At 36.4% G+C, this 15,072-nt stretch carries 19 protein-coding genes and 1 riboswitch; of the genes, 13 read left to right on the top strand and 6 right to left on the bottom strand.

Annotation, left to right across the window (positions count from 1 at the left end; translation table 11 throughout):
• Nucleotides 1-4: 4 nt before the first annotated feature.
• The 4 genes from HMPREF2961_RS04000 (at nt 5) to HMPREF2961_RS03985 (ending at nt 3,871) form a co-directional block, all read left to right on the top strand.
• On the top strand, nt 5-1,093 hold the full coding sequence (locus HMPREF2961_RS04000) for an ABC transporter ATP-binding protein (RefSeq protein ID WP_002292656.1): 1,089 nt from the start codon (nt 5-7) through the stop codon (nt 1,091-1,093).
• Complete coding sequence (locus HMPREF2961_RS03995) at nt 1,083-2,012, top strand: ATP-binding cassette domain-containing protein (protein WP_025477281.1); 930 nt, start codon at nt 1,083-1,085, stop codon at nt 2,010-2,012. The genes HMPREF2961_RS04000 and HMPREF2961_RS03995 overlap by 11 nt, the downstream gene beginning before the upstream one ends.
• A 126-nt stretch (nt 2,013-2,138) precedes the next feature.
• Nucleotides 2,139-2,570 (top strand): HIT domain-containing protein, encoded by a 432-nt coding sequence (locus tag HMPREF2961_RS03990; protein WP_002336611.1) that lies wholly within the window; start codon nt 2,139-2,141, stop codon nt 2,568-2,570.
• A 170-nt stretch (nt 2,571-2,740) separates the two neighbouring features.
• Nucleotides 2,741-3,871 carry an FUSC family protein gene (locus tag HMPREF2961_RS03985; RefSeq protein ID WP_025477282.1) on the top strand — a complete coding sequence of 377 codons (1,131 nt, stop codon included), beginning with the start codon at nt 2,741-2,743 and terminating at the stop codon, nt 3,869-3,871.
• A 102-nt stretch (nt 3,872-3,973) separates the two neighbouring features.
• Here the strand turns inward: HMPREF2961_RS03985 and HMPREF2961_RS03980 are convergent, their stop codons facing one another.
• Together HMPREF2961_RS03980 and HMPREF2961_RS03975 are read right to left on the bottom strand one after the other, a co-directional pair.
• Nucleotides 3,974-4,450 carry an NUDIX domain-containing protein gene (locus HMPREF2961_RS03980; RefSeq protein ID WP_002315489.1) on the bottom strand — a complete coding sequence of 159 codons (477 nt, stop codon included), beginning with the start codon at nt 4,448-4,450 and terminating at the stop codon, nt 3,974-3,976.
• 98 nt (nt 4,451-4,548) lie between these two features.
• Nucleotides 4,549-5,625 (bottom strand): hypothetical protein, encoded by a 1,077-nt coding sequence (locus HMPREF2961_RS03975; RefSeq protein ID WP_070703999.1) that lies wholly within the window; start codon nt 5,623-5,625, stop codon nt 4,549-4,551.
• A gap of 231 nt (nt 5,626-5,856) precedes the next feature.
• On the opposite strand from HMPREF2961_RS03975, the gene HMPREF2961_RS03970 reads away from it, so the two are divergent.
• The 8 genes from HMPREF2961_RS03970 to HMPREF2961_RS03940 all read left to right on the top strand — a co-directional run bounded on the left by HMPREF2961_RS03970 (nt 5,857) and on the right by HMPREF2961_RS03940 (nt 11,790).
• Complete coding sequence (locus HMPREF2961_RS03970; RefSeq protein ID WP_002309857.1) at nt 5,857-6,078, top strand: helix-turn-helix domain-containing protein; 222 nt, start codon at nt 5,857-5,859, stop codon at nt 6,076-6,078.
• A 119-nt stretch (nt 6,079-6,197) separates the two neighbouring features.
• The gene (locus HMPREF2961_RS03965) at nt 6,198-6,419 is read left to right on the top strand and encodes a helix-turn-helix domain-containing protein (protein WP_002335117.1); all 222 of its coding nucleotides are present in this window, start codon (nt 6,198-6,200) and stop codon (nt 6,417-6,419) included.
• A 236-nt stretch (nt 6,420-6,655) separates the two neighbouring features.
• Complete coding sequence (locus HMPREF2961_RS15125; protein ID WP_002288644.1) at nt 6,656-6,772, top strand: putative metal homeostasis protein; 117 nt, start codon at nt 6,656-6,658, stop codon at nt 6,770-6,772.
• A gap of 330 nt (nt 6,773-7,102) precedes the next feature.
• Nucleotides 7,103-7,236: riboswitch (FMN riboswitch) on the top strand.
• Nucleotides 7,237-7,344: 108 nt separating this feature from the next.
• Nucleotides 7,345-8,418, top strand: a complete 1,074-nt coding sequence (ribD, locus tag HMPREF2961_RS03960; protein ID WP_070703996.1) for a bifunctional diaminohydroxyphosphoribosylaminopyrimidine deaminase/5-amino-6-(5-phosphoribosylamino)uracil reductase RibD — start codon at nt 7,345-7,347, stop codon at nt 8,416-8,418.
• Nucleotides 8,403-9,023 carry a riboflavin synthase gene (locus HMPREF2961_RS03955; protein WP_002315492.1) on the top strand — a complete coding sequence of 207 codons (621 nt, stop codon included), beginning with the start codon at nt 8,403-8,405 and terminating at the stop codon, nt 9,021-9,023. The genes ribD and HMPREF2961_RS03955 overlap by 16 nt, the downstream gene beginning before the upstream one ends.
• Entirely contained in the window at nt 9,020-10,195 is a 1,176-nt protein-coding gene (locus HMPREF2961_RS03950) for a bifunctional 3,4-dihydroxy-2-butanone-4-phosphate synthase/GTP cyclohydrolase II (protein ID WP_002315493.1), read from the top strand. Before HMPREF2961_RS03955 ends, HMPREF2961_RS03950 begins: the two co-directional genes overlap by 4 nt.
• 18 nt (nt 10,196-10,213) lie before the next feature.
• The gene (ribE, locus tag HMPREF2961_RS03945) at nt 10,214-10,675 is read left to right on the top strand and encodes a 6,7-dimethyl-8-ribityllumazine synthase (RefSeq protein WP_002315494.1); all 462 of its coding nucleotides are present in this window, start codon (nt 10,214-10,216) and stop codon (nt 10,673-10,675) included.
• Nucleotides 10,676-11,190: 515 nt separating this feature from the next.
• On the top strand, nt 11,191-11,790 hold the full coding sequence (locus tag HMPREF2961_RS03940; protein WP_202401267.1) for a restriction endonuclease: 600 nt from the start codon (nt 11,191-11,193) through the stop codon (nt 11,788-11,790).
• Here HMPREF2961_RS03940 and HMPREF2961_RS03935 read toward each other — a convergent pair.
• Nucleotides 11,779-12,168 (bottom strand): hypothetical protein, encoded by a 390-nt coding sequence (locus HMPREF2961_RS03935; RefSeq protein WP_025477284.1) that lies wholly within the window; start codon nt 12,166-12,168, stop codon nt 11,779-11,781. The two genes, HMPREF2961_RS03940 and HMPREF2961_RS03935, sit on opposite strands and share 12 nt — an antisense overlap.
• 119 nt (nt 12,169-12,287) lie before the next feature.
• On the opposite strand from HMPREF2961_RS03935, the gene HMPREF2961_RS15645 reads away from it, so the two are divergent.
• On the top strand, nt 12,288-12,812 hold the full coding sequence (locus tag HMPREF2961_RS15645; RefSeq protein ID WP_002315497.1) for a site-specific integrase: 525 nt from the start codon (nt 12,288-12,290) through the stop codon (nt 12,810-12,812).
• A gap of 346 nt (nt 12,813-13,158) precedes the next feature.
• On the opposite strand, the gene HMPREF2961_RS03925 is transcribed toward HMPREF2961_RS15645, so the two are convergent.
• The 3 genes from HMPREF2961_RS03925 to HMPREF2961_RS03915 form a co-directional block, all read right to left on the bottom strand.
• Entirely contained in the window at nt 13,159-14,376 is a 1,218-nt protein-coding gene (locus tag HMPREF2961_RS03925) for a tyrosine-type recombinase/integrase (RefSeq protein WP_070703993.1), read from the bottom strand.
• A gap of 3 nt (nt 14,377-14,379) precedes the next feature.
• Complete coding sequence (locus HMPREF2961_RS03920; RefSeq protein WP_070703991.1) at nt 14,380-14,586, bottom strand: DUF3173 family protein; 207 nt, start codon at nt 14,584-14,586, stop codon at nt 14,380-14,382.
• Nucleotides 14,579-15,072 (bottom strand): replication protein (locus tag HMPREF2961_RS03915; protein ID WP_083314202.1); only part of this gene is annotated, 494 nt, incomplete at its 5' end. The genes HMPREF2961_RS03920 and HMPREF2961_RS03915, both read right to left, overlap by 8 nt.

Below are 15,072 nucleotides of genomic sequence, written 5' to 3'. Positions count from 1 at the left end.
AACAATGGAGAATCAAACAATTTTATCAGTAGAAAACATCTCGGTCAGCTTCCATGTTCGTCACCGTGAATTAAAAGCGATCAGAAATGTCTCATTAGAGCTAAAAGAAAAAGAAACATTAGCCATCGTTGGTGAATCAGGATCAGGAAAATCAGTTCTGACAAAAACATTCACCGGGATGCTGGAACAAAACGGCAATATCACTTCAGGAACGATCCGCTATAAAGACAAGATATTAAGCGAATTGAAAAAGGATGAAGAATGGGAAGATATTCGGGGAAAAGAAATTGCGACGATCTTCCAAGATCCTATGACTTCACTGAATCCTATCAAAACAATTGGCTCACAAATCTCAGAAGTCATCATCAAACACCAGAAGAAATCAGCGAAAGAAGCGAAACGCTTAGCTGTCGAATTGATGGAAAAAACAGGAATCCCTAATGCGGCAAAAAGATATGATGAATATCCTTTCCAATACTCTGGTGGGATGAGACAACGGATCGTCATTGCTATTGCATTGGCTTGCCGACCTAAAATCTTGATTTGTGATGAACCGACAACCGCTTTGGATGTAACGATCCAGGCACAAATCTTGGAACTAATCAAAGAGCTTCAGGAAGAATATCAATTCACAACGATTTTTATCACCCATGATTTGGGCGTTGTCGCGGCTATAGCAGACAAAGTAGCTGTTATGTATGCTGGACAGATCATCGAAAGCGGAACAGTTGAAGAAATTTTTTATGATCCAAAACATCCCTACACATGGAGCTTGCTTTCTTCTTTGCCACAATTAGCACAAAAAGGAGATGTGCTTTACTCTGTACCAGGAACACCACCTTCTTTATATAAAGATATCCAAGGAGATGCTTTTGCGCCTCGCAGCGCCTATGCGATGAAGGTCGATTTTACTAGTGAACCGCCTATGTTCCAAGTATCCGAAACCCATTTTGCGAAGACTTGGCTGCTGGATCCTCGTGCACCGAAAGTACTTAAACCAAAACAAATCGAAAATCTTCATGAAAAAATGATTGCTTTGGCTGCAGAATTGGATAGTGAAGAGCAAGACGGGGGGAAGCAAGTTGTCAGCTGATAAAAAAACTTTGTTAACTGTAAAAGATTTAGAAATCACTTTTGGAGAAGGAAAAAGCAAGTTCGTAGCTGTCCAAGACGCCAACTTTGATATTTATAAAGGAGAAACGTTCTCTCTCGTAGGAGAATCTGGTTCAGGCAAAACGACGATTGGCAGAGCAATCATTGGGTTAAATCCGACAAGCAAAGGGGATATTCTCTTTGAAGGGAAAAAGATCAATGGACCCTTGTCGAAAAAAGAACAAGCAGAAAAAGTCCGTAAGATCCAAATGATATTCCAAGACCCATCCGCATCGTTGAACGAACGGGCAACAGTAGAATATATTATCTCAGAAGGCCTCTATAATTTTAACCTGTTCCACTCGGAAGAAGAGCGTTTGGAAAAAGTGGCAAAAATCATCAAAGAAGTCGGACTACTTCCAGAGCATATGTACCGCTATCCTCACGAATTTTCCGGCGGTCAAAGACAACGGATCGGGATCGCTCGTGCATTAGTGATGGAACCTGAATTAGTCGTAGCGGACGAACCAATCTCTGCTTTAGATGTTTCGATCCGTGCGCAAGTGTTGAACTTACTGAAAGATGCACAAAAAAAACGAGAAGTGACATATCTTTTTGTCGCTCATGATCTATCAGTCGTACGTTTTATTTCAGATAGGATCGCTGTGATCAGACAAGGACATATTTTAGAACTAGCTGAAACGGAAGAGTTATTCAACCATCCGCTTCATCCATATACAAAGGCATTGCTTTCAGCTGTGCCTATACCAGATCCTATTTTAGCAAGGAAAAGAAAATTACATGTGTATGATCCTAGCATACATGATTATACAAAAGACGGTCCGGTTTTCGAGGAAGTACGCCCCGGACATTTTGTATACGGGAATCAAAAGGAATTAGAAGCGTATCGAAAATTGTGAGATCTGCAGTTTGACTGGACACCGAAAGTCAGGTGATCAAACATGATAGTTAATCGATATTTTGGTAAAAGCAAGGGGAAGACAGAGGAGTCTTACCCCTTCTTAGTCCACAAAGGGGTGGATGAATTGGAGGATTGTTTATTTTGTAAAATAGTGAATGGAAGATTGCACCGAAGAAAAATAGTTGAGAGTGAAAATATTCTTGTATTTTTAGATAACGCAGGAGATGTCGATGGTCATATGATCGCTCTAGTCAAAAAACATCGGGTCAATTTAATAGATTGCGAGCAAGAACTATTTATCGAATTGATGAACGTCATTCGAGCGGTTTCTCTTCATTGTGTCGAAAATTGCGGTTTTGATGGCGTCAATTTGATCAAAGCAGAAGATGAGACAGTAGAAGAACATGTCTCTCACCTTCATTTCCATATTATTCCTAGAAAAAAACAAGATGGGGTGGATGCTTGGCCCTTATTTACCGGCGCGATGAATGATTTAGAGACTATGCACCAGCTTCTTGATATGAGACAAAGGACAGGAGAAAAATCCAGTGCATAAAAGAGAAGAATGTACGCTCTTAGATACGATTCATTCGGTTTTTAATAAAAAAAGATAAGGTAGCGAGTTGCTTAGAAAACTTGCTACCTTATCTTTTTTTGTTAATACGACTCGAATGTTCGTTCTTTGTTTTGACTTTTCCAAGCCTTTTTCTTCTTGATACTAATTTTATGAAAAATCAAGAAATAATTGTTATACTAGGTAATGCTGACAAACGGGATTGGTATTTCATTTTGATTCAGCTTCTTTTCAAATCACTAGGAAGGAGGGATAGATTATTCAAGACTTATTTTCGTTTCAATAAAATACAAGATAATCCTTTTCGTATCATGAACCTGATGCTACTTATCTTTATCGTATTATGGTTAGGTTACATAAATCATGACTTTTTGATTTCAAGTTTTTCATCATTAGGGATCTTTACTTTTTTCTATTATCAAAACATACCGATGAAATCTTTGCTGAAACGTATGTTTTTGATCGGTTGTGGACTTTTGTTTGCTTTCGTTCTAGGGATTTTGTCAACTTATGTTTTATGGCTTGAACCATTTGCTGTAGCTTTGGTTGCTTTTTCCAGCAGATTCGTGTTGCGATTATTCCATATCTCTAAACCAGGTGGCTTGTTTTTTGCGATGCTTTCTGCCATGGGAACGAGTATGCAGCTGCCAATCGCTCAATTACCGATCGTCTCGCTTTATTTTTTTATGGGTGTCGTTTTTGCCCTGATTGCGGCAGTGATTACAAAATTACTGGATTCACGACCTGAGCAGACAATTGAAAAAGCGACTCTAAAAGAAAGGTTTCATGAAGAGCCTTTGGTGATCATTGATTCTGTTTTCTACAGTGCCGCCTTGTTTCTGTCCGTTTATGTCAGTCATGGCTTGAATCTGCATAATCCTTATTGGTTGACCTTGTCATGTGCATCGATTTTGCTGGCGGAAAATTTGGATGCGACGAAGCATCGACAAGTCCAATATCTGATTGGATCGATGGGTGGGTTATGTGTGTCAGCAGTCTTGTCATTTGTGCCGTTCACGCAACTGCAGACGATTTTTCTGATTACGTTTCTTTACGGAATCGCACAATTTCTAGTTGCTAGAAATTACGCAGTTGCTAATATTTTTCTTAATCCCATGGCGTTGATGCTATCTACACTTATTCGAGAGGCCTATCTGATGTCTTTGATCGAATTTCGTTTTTTAGGAATCATCATAGGAAGTTTCATCGGTTTAGGTGTTGCGTGGGTAATGAATGTCGGGCTGCAACATTATTTAAATGTCGTTCGAAAGAAATTAGAATAGAAGGACAAATAGAAGTATATGTGCTAAAAAAGGTTGTGAAAAAGTCATTTTCACAACCTTTTTCTTAATACTCAAAACTGAGCGGCTTTTTCACAACCTCAATTAATCGAATGATACTTCAAAGCGGACAGAAGTAGGAAATTCCGCAATGATTTCGTTTAATATATTTGGTTTCACGTTTTTTACCTCTTGTCTGTGTTTCCAAACTGGACGCACTTTTTCTTCTGATGCAACGATTTTATGTCTATCCGAGTGAGCTACACGTTTCAAAAGATAGACGAAATTGATTTGCTGATAGGTTTTATCTGTGTTTTCTTCAATTGAAAAGGTACTTTCAATAAGGGCAAGCAAACGGACGATTTTTGTTTCATAACCAGTTTCCTCTAGCATCTCGCGAACAACGGCTTGTTGACTTGTCTCAAAACGTTTGACCGCTCCGCCAGGCAATACTTGGATGCCCTGTTCATTGTTTTCCCTGCTCAAAAGAATAGCATCTGTTTCCTCATTCCATAAAATTCCAGATGCCCGTATATCAAATTGAAAATTCTCTTCTACCATACGCAAATCATTTGTTTCCATTCCAACGCCCACCAATCTTTTTCGCAAAAAAATTTTTATATTTATTTTATCATCAATTTTTGTTTATGTTGGCGGCTGGGCAAACTTTTTTGAGATAATCATCGCTTTACTTGAAAGTCGTACAGATATTCTTGCTTTCTCCATAGTGAAGGTTCTACACGTCGCTTTTCCGTAAGAGACAAGCTACTTAGGTCGAGTTCCCAGATGATTAGATTATTATCATGATCATGGGTAGCAATCGCTACGTGTTCATCATCAATCACGGAGACAATAAATACCCCACTAAGATCCATGTTTGTCGGGAGTTTTTTAGTAGTTTCTGCAGTCTCAAGATCAATAAAGTAGATCGTGCCGTTACTTGAAAAGTAAACAAGCTGATCTTTATAAATAAAACTTCCTTTTGAAAAACTGAATCCTATATCTTCCAGTATTATTTCTCGGTCTGTTTCTTTAAATGTATACGATGAATCTTTCAGCGAATAGCTAAATAATCCAGCTCGCCGATTATTAGCAAAATCAAAAGCCACTCCGTATAAGTGGTTTTCATGAACATTTAGCCGATAACCTATCAGATATTCACTCCCTTCTATATTGGGGAACGAACCAAGGTTCTCACTGATAAGCGTATCTTCAGAAAGATAGAGTCTATCAACAAATAATTTTCCTATTTCTTCGTCACGTAAAATATAGAGAGACTGCTCATCGTTTCCAGTCGAAAAAATATGCCCGTTGATAATCGTATAGTCATTATTAAAATAAAGATTGTTTTGATAAAGGATGTCATCGGTATCTGGATAGCCATGATTGAACAAAGTAACCAGCTTCCCGTCCAATATGACGCTGTCTATTCCTGTATGCTCTTTTGTTTGGCGCTTTTCCTTTTCGATTTTTCCTGAATGAGGTGTATAAACAAAGTCATGCGTTCGATCAGATAAAAAGACTTTTTGATCATGTTGTACGAAAGTGCCTAGTTCCAGTCCTTCTGTTTTTAAAATCACTTGATCCTTCTTTCCGATACCAACAAATCTGCCAGATGTTACAAACTTGTCCATTGTATTCGAAAAATAGAGATAATAATCATAATCACCTGTCAGTTCTTTTCTTGCATCATTACATCCCGATATCCCTAACAATAAAAGGAACCCCAAGCTAAGAAATAGGTATTTATATTTCATGACATCTCCTTATTAACGGTCATATTCTAAAAAAACATTCCCATATTATTCCACCTATTACCGATTTTTTCATTCTCTAACACTCCTTTTATTTTTTTATATTTCAACAATTACAGTGTATTCTAACTAGCAATCAAATGTAAGACACAAATCATTGCGCCATATATTCAATTCCTAAATTTTCCGTTATAGTTAATATGGGAGAGAATACTTAAATGAAAGGAGCGAGGGATGGAGATCCATCAGTGGTTGCGTGAGAAGAGAAGGGAAAAAGGGTATACTCAAAAATGGGTGTCACTTCAGTTACATATTACAAGACAAGGTTTGTCCAATTGGGAAAATGGCCGGTCATATCCAAGTTATGAGATGCTCTATAAATTGATTTGTTTGTATGGATGCTCAGCTAAAGAGATTTCAGAACTGTTTACAAGAGAAAGAGAAACAAAGAACTAGGATACACCATTTCTTTTTTTAGATCCCAATCGTTATAGACTCTTTTCAATTACAAATGTTTCTAATATAGTTGATATTGAGGGAAATGGATGCGGTTTAACAACGAGGAGGATGCTTGGATGGTATTTGCTCGATGGCTGACAAAAAAAAGAAAAGACCGAAGTTATACACAAGATTTCGTTGCACGACAATTAGGTATCACAAGACAAACACTTTCCAAATGGGAAACAGGTCTATCGCGTCCCAGTTACGAGATGTTACAAAAAATTTTTCGTTTTTACGACTGTTCGCAAAAAGAAGTAGCTGAATTGTTTAAGACAATCGGAAACGGTAAGATGTGAATGTGGGAAGAATAATTGGTAGATCATATGTAATAATAAAACTTATTTCCGAAGAAGCACCTTTTGGAACACTATTCATTCGGAAAAAGTGATTGTGACACGACTTTTGCCATAGCCTCGTTTTAGCAGGTTGACTTTCTTTTTAACATTTGATACCATTCAAAATACAAATCGTAATTATTCCGATTTGTATTCTTTAACATGACTACAATCAAAGAAGAAAGTGGGTCGTCTATATGGAAAAAACAGATATCTCAAGTGCGTATCGCCGTTTGAAAAGCCCAAATATCAAAACACGAAAACGTGCGTTGAAAATCATCAAAGATGTGAAACGAAATAGTGGAAAAAGGTAAGAAGAAGGAAACTTAATAAAAAAATAGCCGAAAAACGTTGTTAAAAAACGTTTTTCGGCTATTTTCAATTATTTTTGTTTATTCCCACTCAATAGCCTATTAGGAAGTAAGAAAATTCAACACTGATTTGTTGGGATTTTTAACGGTATAGCTAGCGTGATTAGATTTGAATTGAATTAAACTGTGACCAAAAGTGTGACCATAAACGTCTCTTTTTTGGATATATTATTCTATTCATGCGAATAACCTTGATTAAATGCGGGTGTTTATACTCCATTTTATTTTAGGTTGATACACTTGAGCTTTAAGAATATACTCTAAACGAATTGAATATTTCTTCGGGGCAGGGTGTAATTCCCGACCGACGGTGACGAGTTTACTCGAAGTCCGTGACCCACATTTTTGTGGTTGAGCCAGTGAAAATCTGGCACCGACAGTTAAAGTCTGGATGGGAGAAGAAAAGTTGACTGAAGGTCGGTTTTATTTATTAAAATCGATTTACCTTTAGGTTTGTTTAGTTATGCCCTGTGATTAAATTCGCAGGGCTTTTTTTGTTGAAAGGGGGAATTTATATGCACCAGTCTTTCATGCTAGCTGCGATTGCAGAAGCAAAAAAAGGAAAGGGAAATACCTTTACCAATCCATTAGTTGGAGCAGCAATTGTAAAAGAAGGAAAGCTAATCTCACTAGGTGCCCATTTACATTATGGCGAGTCCCACGCTGAAGTAAATGCTATTCAAAATTGTAGTTCCCCCGAAGAACTGTTTAATTCAACTTTATATGTTACTTTAGAACCTTGTAACCACCAAGGAAAACAGCCACCTTGTACGCAAGCCATTGTTCAGTCTGGTATCACAACAGTAGTCATAGGTCAGCTTGATCCGAATCCTTTAGTGGCAGGAAAAGGCAGAGAATTTCTACAAAAGCATGGAATCAAAGTAATTGTAGGTGTGGAAGAAGAGAAATGTAGAGCACTGAATCCTTTTTATAACCACTTTTTTGAAATGGATCGTCCCTATATCACACTAAAACAAGCCGTTACACTAGATGGGAAGATTTCTATAAAGAAAGGTTCTCGGCACTCAATAACAAGCCCAAAGGCAATTTCAAGAGTACGGAAAGAGCGAGGAGAATACCAAGGAATCGTGGTGGGGAGCGAAACTGTTCTAGTTGATAACCCTCATTTGTTGCCTGATGCTGAAAATATTTTCCCGCCAGTGCGCATCGTTTTGGATCGTAGAGGGCGGATTCTTAAAAGTCCTGAACTCAATCTTTTTCAAAAGACAACAAGTCCGGTTTGGATATTTACGGAAAATCATGAGCTAAAGGAAATATTCCCCCATGTAACAATTTTTTATACACCTAAGTTTTCTTTTGCCTTCTTTATTGAGACCATGAGAAAGAAAGGTGTTCAGTCGTTGTACGTAGAAGGAGGAGCGAAAATCCATGATGCTTTTTTAGCAGAAAGTCTCTGGGACGAAGTCATCAGTTATATTGCGCCCAAACTTTTTGGGGGAACAAGTCCGATGTCCTTTCATAGTGAACGTTTAGTCTCTAAAGACCAGCAATTAGAATTTTTGGAAGTTGAACAGCTTGGAGAAGACATTCGAGTGAGGGGGAAACGAAAGCAATGTTCACAGGATTAATCGCCGAACAAGGAATAGTCAAAGAAATTAGACGAAACCAGCAAATGATCCAACTCACTTTTCAGGCTTCCAACAGTATACTAAGTGATTACAACATTGGTGATAGTATGGCAGTCAATGGGGTATGTTTAACTGCTATTGAGGTTTCAAGTACATTTTTTAAAGCTGAAATAATGCCTGAAACTTTTCAACGGACCACTTTTTCCACCGTAAAAGTGGGCGATAGAGTCAATTTAGAACGAGCAGTTTTGATGATGCAACGTTTTGAAGGACATTTTGTTGCGGGACATATTGATACTGTTACAAGGTTGATTAAGAAAGTAGAGAATCAAAATGCATTAGTTTTGACGTTTGCTTATCCAACCAAATATGCAGGTGAAATCATTCCACAAGGATCAATTGCAATTAATGGAGTAAGCTTAACAGTGACGGAAACAACAACAGCAAGCTTTTCAGTTAGTCTGATTCCACATTCCAAATCCTTGACAAATCTGGGAAATTTAAGTGTAGGACATTTTGTGAATATAGAAACGGATATGGTTGGAAAATATGTAAAGGCACAGAGAAATAAATTTGAAATGTATAAGGAGAAGGACTTACTATGAGTAATATTACTGAAGCAATAAAGACCCTGAAAAAGGGTGGGCTAATCATTGTAGCTGATGATGAAGATAGAGAATCAGAAGGAGATCTGGTTGGTTTAGCCGAATATGTGACACCTGAGGCGGTCAATTTTATGACAAAGTTTGGTCGAGGATTAATCTGTGCGCCACTATCTAAGAGCATTGCGCAACGCTTGTCTTTAGGAGAAATGACAGCTCATAATACGGATGCGTTTGGTACAGCTTTTACGATTAGTGTGGATCATAAACATACGAAGACTGGTATTTCCGCATTTGATCGAGCAACTTCCATTCAAGCATTGGCTGATCCTCATTCGAAATCAAATGATTTTCTTAGACCAGGACATATTTTCCCTTTGATTAGTGTAGAGGGCGGAACGCTTGTACGTCGAGGACACACTGAAGCTGCGATTGATTTAGCGAAATTAGCTAATAGCGTAGAGGCTGCTTATATTTGCGAGATCCTAAAAGAGGATGGAACGATGGCAAGGATGAAAGACCTGACCCGTTTATCTGAAAAATGGCAGTTACCCTTAATTACTATTGATGAGTTGGTAAAATTTTTAGAAGAAAGTAGTCATATAACAGTAAACTTACCGACAGATTATGGTGATTTCAAATTGACGATTTATGAAGATGGAGAAAAGCGGGAGCATTTATTGTTAACAAAAGGAGATATTCAAAATAGTCAATCTCCTACATTAGTCCGAGTTCATTCAGAATGTTTAACCGGTGATGTCTTCGGGTCTCATCGTTGCGATTGTGGTGAACAGTTACATGAAGCGATGAGAATGATTGAGAAAGAGGGGACTGGGGCTATTCTTTATCTTCGTCAAGAAGGTCGTGGGATTGGATTGAGGAATAAGCTAAAAGCTTATCAATTACAAGAACAAGGACTTGATACTTATGAAGCAAATATTGAATTGGGGTTTGCTCCGGATGAACGAGATTATCACTTTGCAGCAGATATTTTAAAATCAATTGGTGCAACGTCCATTCGATTACTTACAAACAATCCCGATAAAGTAACAGAGCTACAACAGGATGGAATTACGATTGTCGATAGGGTACCCATTGAAACCGTTCCACAAAAGGAAAACCAAGCCTATTTAAAAACAAAAAGAGATAAGTTCCACCATTACTTATCAGTATAAAAATAAAGGAGCAAGAAAATGACAATTTATGAAGGAAATTATTCTCCAAGGGATCTTCGAATAGGAATTGTAGTCGCGCGATTTAATGAATTTATCAATCAAAAATTATTGCAAGGAGCATTGGATAATTTAAAAAGACACGGCGTTAAAGAAGAACAAATTGATATATATTGGGTACCAGGAGCCTTTGAAATTCCTTTTATTACCAAAAAACTCAGCAAAAAGGATAGTTATGATGGGTTGATTACGTTGGGGACAGTGATCAGAGGCGCAACTACTCATTATGAATTAGTTTCCAATGAGGTAGCAAAAGGAGTCGCACATATTAACCTAGAATCCGATATTCCCGTGATGTTCGGTGTATTAACCACAGAATCCATTGAGCAAGCAATTGAAAGAGCAGGGACGAAAGCAGGGAATAAAGGTAGTGAAGCTGCTCAAGGGTTAATTGAAATGATCTCTCTTTCACAACAAATTTGAAAATTCCTAATTTTTAGAGTATGACGAGTTTACTGCGAAAATATAAACCTTCAGTTTACTGAATACAACAAACGCAGTTATTAATATCAAAAGTGCCTGTCAAGGATTATCCTGACAGGTATTTTTGATAAGTAAAATGGTCACGTATGTAATTATAATTTCTGTAATATTTTGCCATTAAAAAGAAAAGTAAAAAAACAATGAAATTTAATACAAAAATTGATTTGTAAAATGATTTTCTTATGCGAATATACCTAGTGAATCTGGACTTTTTGTAAAAAATTTTTTATGAAATATATAAATAATACTTGTTTAGAGTTATTATAATTATATATTGTGAAACAAATTATTTATTAGGAGTAGTGCTTATGCTTAAAAGTTTTTTACAAAAAGTTACACATAAGAAATAAGAAATAAATTCAAAAGAAGTTTTATCTAAAAAGTATCGTGAAGTAAAAGGGTTATCTTTTGTACAAAGTGATGATGAAACCATAGTGATAGATTTTTTAAATAATATGGATAAAGAGTTTTCCGTAGGTAAAACTGGTTGGAGACAGCAGGGAGATTATTTTGAACAATTTTTAGCAGCTGTTTTTCGATTAGCTAATTATGAAGTTGAAGTAACAAAAAAAGAATATCAAAATGATAGATATGTATATACAGGAGACAACAATATAGATTTAATTATAAAAAAAGATGATGAATGTATTGCAGTACAAGCAAAACATTACCGTTTAAATACTAAAGCCCCGAAAATTATTACAGTAGACTATATCAAACATTATTCTGGAATTTCAGATAAAGGTTGGACAAATAAACTATTTATCACTACTTCCTTATTTAATCCATATGTATACATGGAAATAGAAAAGAATGAAAAGGCACAAAATATTGAATGGTATGATAGATATGGATTGTTACAGCTATTGAATAACTTGATCCCAAAAACTATAGAAAAATATATTTTTTTAAAAAGTTTACCTGAAAAAGTTGTCAAATGTCCAAAATGTGAATCTGGCTTTATTGTAGATAAATGGAGTGAGAGCAACCATAGTTATTTTAGAGCTTGTACTATGTATCCTGAATGTAAGTATACAGAAAAGTCATTTAGTTAGTAAGGTATTAAAATAAGCATTATGTTGATAGAATATACTAAAAAATTCTTTGTTATTTCTGTATCTATAATTGTTTATTAAGCTTCGAGCATAATCGGGATGGCAATTTTTATTAAAAATTAAATACTCTGTTAATCGGTTGAATAAGGCTGATTTACTCATGAAAAAATATTTTGCTACTTCTTCAAAAGAAGAGAATCGATAGAGCGCATATTTTAAAGCTGAGTCATTTGCCATTAAGATACTAGCTCCAACATTAGCGCGATATTCTTTAGGCAAGTCTTCTGATAAATAACCATTTTCTGAAATCATATCAGAAAATGTATGTCCTTCTCTCACATAAGGAATATCTTTATAAAGATGAACAATTTCATGCATTTCAGTGAAATTTCTTCTTTCACACATGTAAGAAACATATATGGGATTTTTCAGATGTCATTAGACCAAGCAGTGGTTTTGGGACTACTTGAAAAAATCCTGCAAAAGTTATTGGAAATGTGAAGAAAAAGAAAACTACAGTTGATTTTTGGACAAAAGAAGAATTTGAAAAAGTTATTTCAACTTTTTATATTGATGATTTGTACCAACATTGTGGTTTTATTTGTATTTGGTTACTTTTTATGACCGGTATGCGTTTGGGAGAAGCCACTGCATTAAGTTGGAAAGATATTGATTTTGAAAATAAAAACTTGCGTGTGAATAAACCACTCTATTATAAGAATGCCAAAACCTATGAGTTTGTAGAACCCAAAACAGCTTCTAGTATTCGTACAACCGAACAAGACGACGATACAATTACCTTTTTAAAAGATTGGAAGGAGCGTCAAGATTCAATAGGAGGCATGTCGTTTGTACTTTCTTATAATGGAATACCTACTCAGAAATATACAATCCGTCATATTATGAGAAGACATGCAACGATTGCTGGTGTTCATATAATCCGCATACATGGGTTAGACATAGTCATGCTTCTTTGCTTATATCACAGCGAAAGGATGCACTTCGAATTAAGGAGAGACTAGGGCATGCTGATGTACAAACGACTTTAGGAACTTATGGTCATTTGTATCCCAATTCATTGAGAGAGATAGCGAATGATTTGACTGGATCTATCCAAATTAATTTTTCTAAAAGCAATCTGACACCTGAAACTAAGAATCAATTTACGACAGATAAAAAAAGGAACAACGAACACAAGTGTGACCAAAATGTGACCACCCCAAAAGAAACACGCTAGAAATCCTATAACATAGGCTTTCTAGCGTGTTGTTTCTTATTCCCACTCAATGTAGAACTTGGGTTCTACAAAACCTTTTATATCAACGTTTATGAGTGGTCATTTTATTTTGGAGACAGTGTTGGAGACAGTTACTTTTTCACTGCCTGATTTCCATTAAATACGACGTTGCTTTTTTTTGCTGTTTCAATTTTGATATTTCCATTCATAACTTGTGCAATTTCTTGGTCTATGCCTGAATACATATGCGAATAGTGTTTCAACGTAATTTCTGGGCTTGAATGACCAAGACGTTTTGAAAGTATCAGAACCGATACATTAAATTCGTTAATGAGATAGCTTGCGTGACTGTGGCGAAGTCCTTTTGCTTCGATTTCTGGAACGCCTGCAATGTTTGCGTACCGCTTGACAATGCGGGCAATGGTTGACTTAATCATTGGGTTACCATCATAGCTAAATATGAAATCAAGATTGCCGATTTCTTCTGCTTGTCGTTTTTTCCACGTTTTCAAAATTTCAATCGTATCATCATCAAGGCTAATAATGCGACTACCTGCTTCTGTTTTTATGTAAGATTGCCGTTGCCAGTTTGTTTTACTTTCAAGTATCAACATATGCGTTACACGTAATGTTTTTTTCTTGAAATCAACATCATTCCACCAGAGCGATGTTCCTTCATTGACACGAACACCAGTATTAAAGTAAACCCACAGCATAACAAAGCAAAGGTGTTCATACAAACTATCAAGGCAAATTTGATTGATGACCTTTTCAAAATCTTGTTTAGTCCAGTACGCTACTTGTGCTTTGCCTTTAGGAATTGCTTTCACTTTCATGGCAACATTGGTTTCCAGATATTGCAAACTAACCGCCATTCCTAAAATTTTCTTCAAAGTTGAAAACATCAGACTTGCATAACCGTTTGAATAGTTTGCACCACCTCGCCGTTTTGATAAGAGCCACGTGCGGAAATGCTGTACATCCTGAACGGTGATCGCTCGAAGCTGTTTTTTTCCGAATCGGTTCATGATGATTTTTAGCATTGGTTTTCGGCTCTGATAAGTCTGTTCAAGCACATCCGTTTCATAAAAAGGCAAATACACATCATTCATGAATTGCTCAAAGGTCATATCATAGTTTGAGTAGCCATTTGTTTGAAAGAACTCACTGCGAACACAAGTTAATTCTTTGTAAGCATCTCTTGCCGATAAGAAACGTTTTCCATTCTGATTTTTGCGTGCTTTTTTCTTAATGCGTTTCCCTGTGATAAGGTCGAAACCAAGACTGGCTTCGTAGTAAAACTGCCCCTTATCATCAGTAAATACACCTGCATATTGTGTTGTTGGCAATTTTTATTCCTCCGCTTCTGATGACAATTCAATATCACCGATAACGGATTTTACCGCCTTCAAAGGAATAACGGACACCCGCTTCCCTTGATAAAACTCATATCCTTGTTGTACCATATATGCCTTACCTTGTCGAATGATACTTTTCGCTGTGTAGGGTGGAAAGCCCAAGTGTTCTAAATCTTGCCAACTTACCATTTCTTTATTCATCTTCAGCACCTACACGCTTCGTTGCTTTTCTTGTGCTATTTCTTTCCTTCCGAAACTTTCTTGAATCAAGTAATCTAGCAAAGAAATAGGTCTTATCGACTATTAAACTTAATAACAGGGCGTTGTTTTTCCTTGCATAGCTAACAAGAGAATCAAAATTAGTGAAATCTTGTTCCTCAATAATATCAATGACTGTGTTCAAAAATGTTCCACTTTCTTGCTCCATCAAAAATTTTGCAATATCAAACCCCGAACCGCTCTCGATATCATCAATGTTATAAGGTGCCTTATCTGGTGATTGTGCATGTATAAAATAATCGTACATTCCTTTTGGTGAATGAACTGGTTCAACATGTTTTAGGGCATTCAAATTTTCGCTGATTAAATCTGAGACTTGCGAATAACTTTTTAAACTATCAAAGAACAGTGCCCCGTGTTTATGGGATTTTTGTATCGCACCTGTTTCTTTATCAACATCTTTATCAT

Source organism: Enterococcus sp. HMSC076E04 (assembly GCF_001814285.1).
Classification (GTDB): domain Bacteria; phylum Bacillota; class Bacilli; order Lactobacillales; family Enterococcaceae; genus Enterococcus_B; species Enterococcus_B lactis.
The sequence above is the reverse complement of the archived record's forward strand: the minus strand, read 5'-3'. Positions and strand labels throughout refer to the sequence as shown.

Excerpts from the sequence above, each read along its gene's own strand:
- HMPREF2961_RS03950 (WP_002315493.1), top strand. The coding sequence starts at position 9,020 with ATGAGTAATATTACTGAAGCAATAAAGACCCTGAAAAAGGGTGGGCTA.
- HMPREF2961_RS03940 (WP_202401267.1), top strand. The coding sequence starts at position 11,191 with ATGGATAAAGAGTTTTCCGTAGGTAAAACTGGTTGGAGACAGCAGGGA.
- HMPREF2961_RS03965 (WP_002335117.1), top strand. The coding sequence starts at position 6,198 with ATGGTATTTGCTCGATGGCTGACAAAAAAAAGAAAAGACCGAAGTTAT.
- HMPREF2961_RS03935 (WP_025477284.1), bottom strand. The coding sequence starts at position 12,168 with ATGCATGAAATTGTTCATCTTTATAAAGATATTCCTTATGTGAGAGAA.
- HMPREF2961_RS15125 (WP_002288644.1), top strand. The coding sequence starts at position 6,656 with ATGGAAAAAACAGATATCTCAAGTGCGTATCGCCGTTTGAAAAGCCCA.
- HMPREF2961_RS03975 (WP_070703999.1), bottom strand. The coding sequence starts at position 5,625 with ATGAAATATAAATACCTATTTCTTAGCTTGGGGTTCCTTTTATTGTTA.
- HMPREF2961_RS03985 (WP_025477282.1), top strand. The coding sequence starts at position 2,741 with ATGAAAAATCAAGAAATAATTGTTATACTAGGTAATGCTGACAAACGG.
- HMPREF2961_RS03955 (WP_002315492.1), top strand. The coding sequence starts at position 8,403 with ATGTTCACAGGATTAATCGCCGAACAAGGAATAGTCAAAGAAATTAGA.
- ribE (WP_002315494.1), top strand. The coding sequence starts at position 10,214 with ATGACAATTTATGAAGGAAATTATTCTCCAAGGGATCTTCGAATAGGA.
- HMPREF2961_RS04000 (WP_002292656.1), top strand. The coding sequence starts at position 5 with ATGGAGAATCAAACAATTTTATCAGTAGAAAACATCTCGGTCAGCTTC.
- HMPREF2961_RS03980 (WP_002315489.1), bottom strand. The coding sequence starts at position 4,450 with ATGGAAACAAATGATTTGCGTATGGTAGAAGAGAATTTTCAATTTGAT.
- HMPREF2961_RS03970 (WP_002309857.1), top strand. The coding sequence starts at position 5,857 with ATGGAGATCCATCAGTGGTTGCGTGAGAAGAGAAGGGAAAAAGGGTAT.
- HMPREF2961_RS03920 (WP_070703991.1), bottom strand. The coding sequence starts at position 14,586 with ATGAATAAAGAAATGGTAAGTTGGCAAGATTTAGAACACTTGGGCTTT.
- ribD (WP_070703996.1), top strand. The coding sequence starts at position 7,345 with ATGCACCAGTCTTTCATGCTAGCTGCGATTGCAGAAGCAAAAAAAGGA.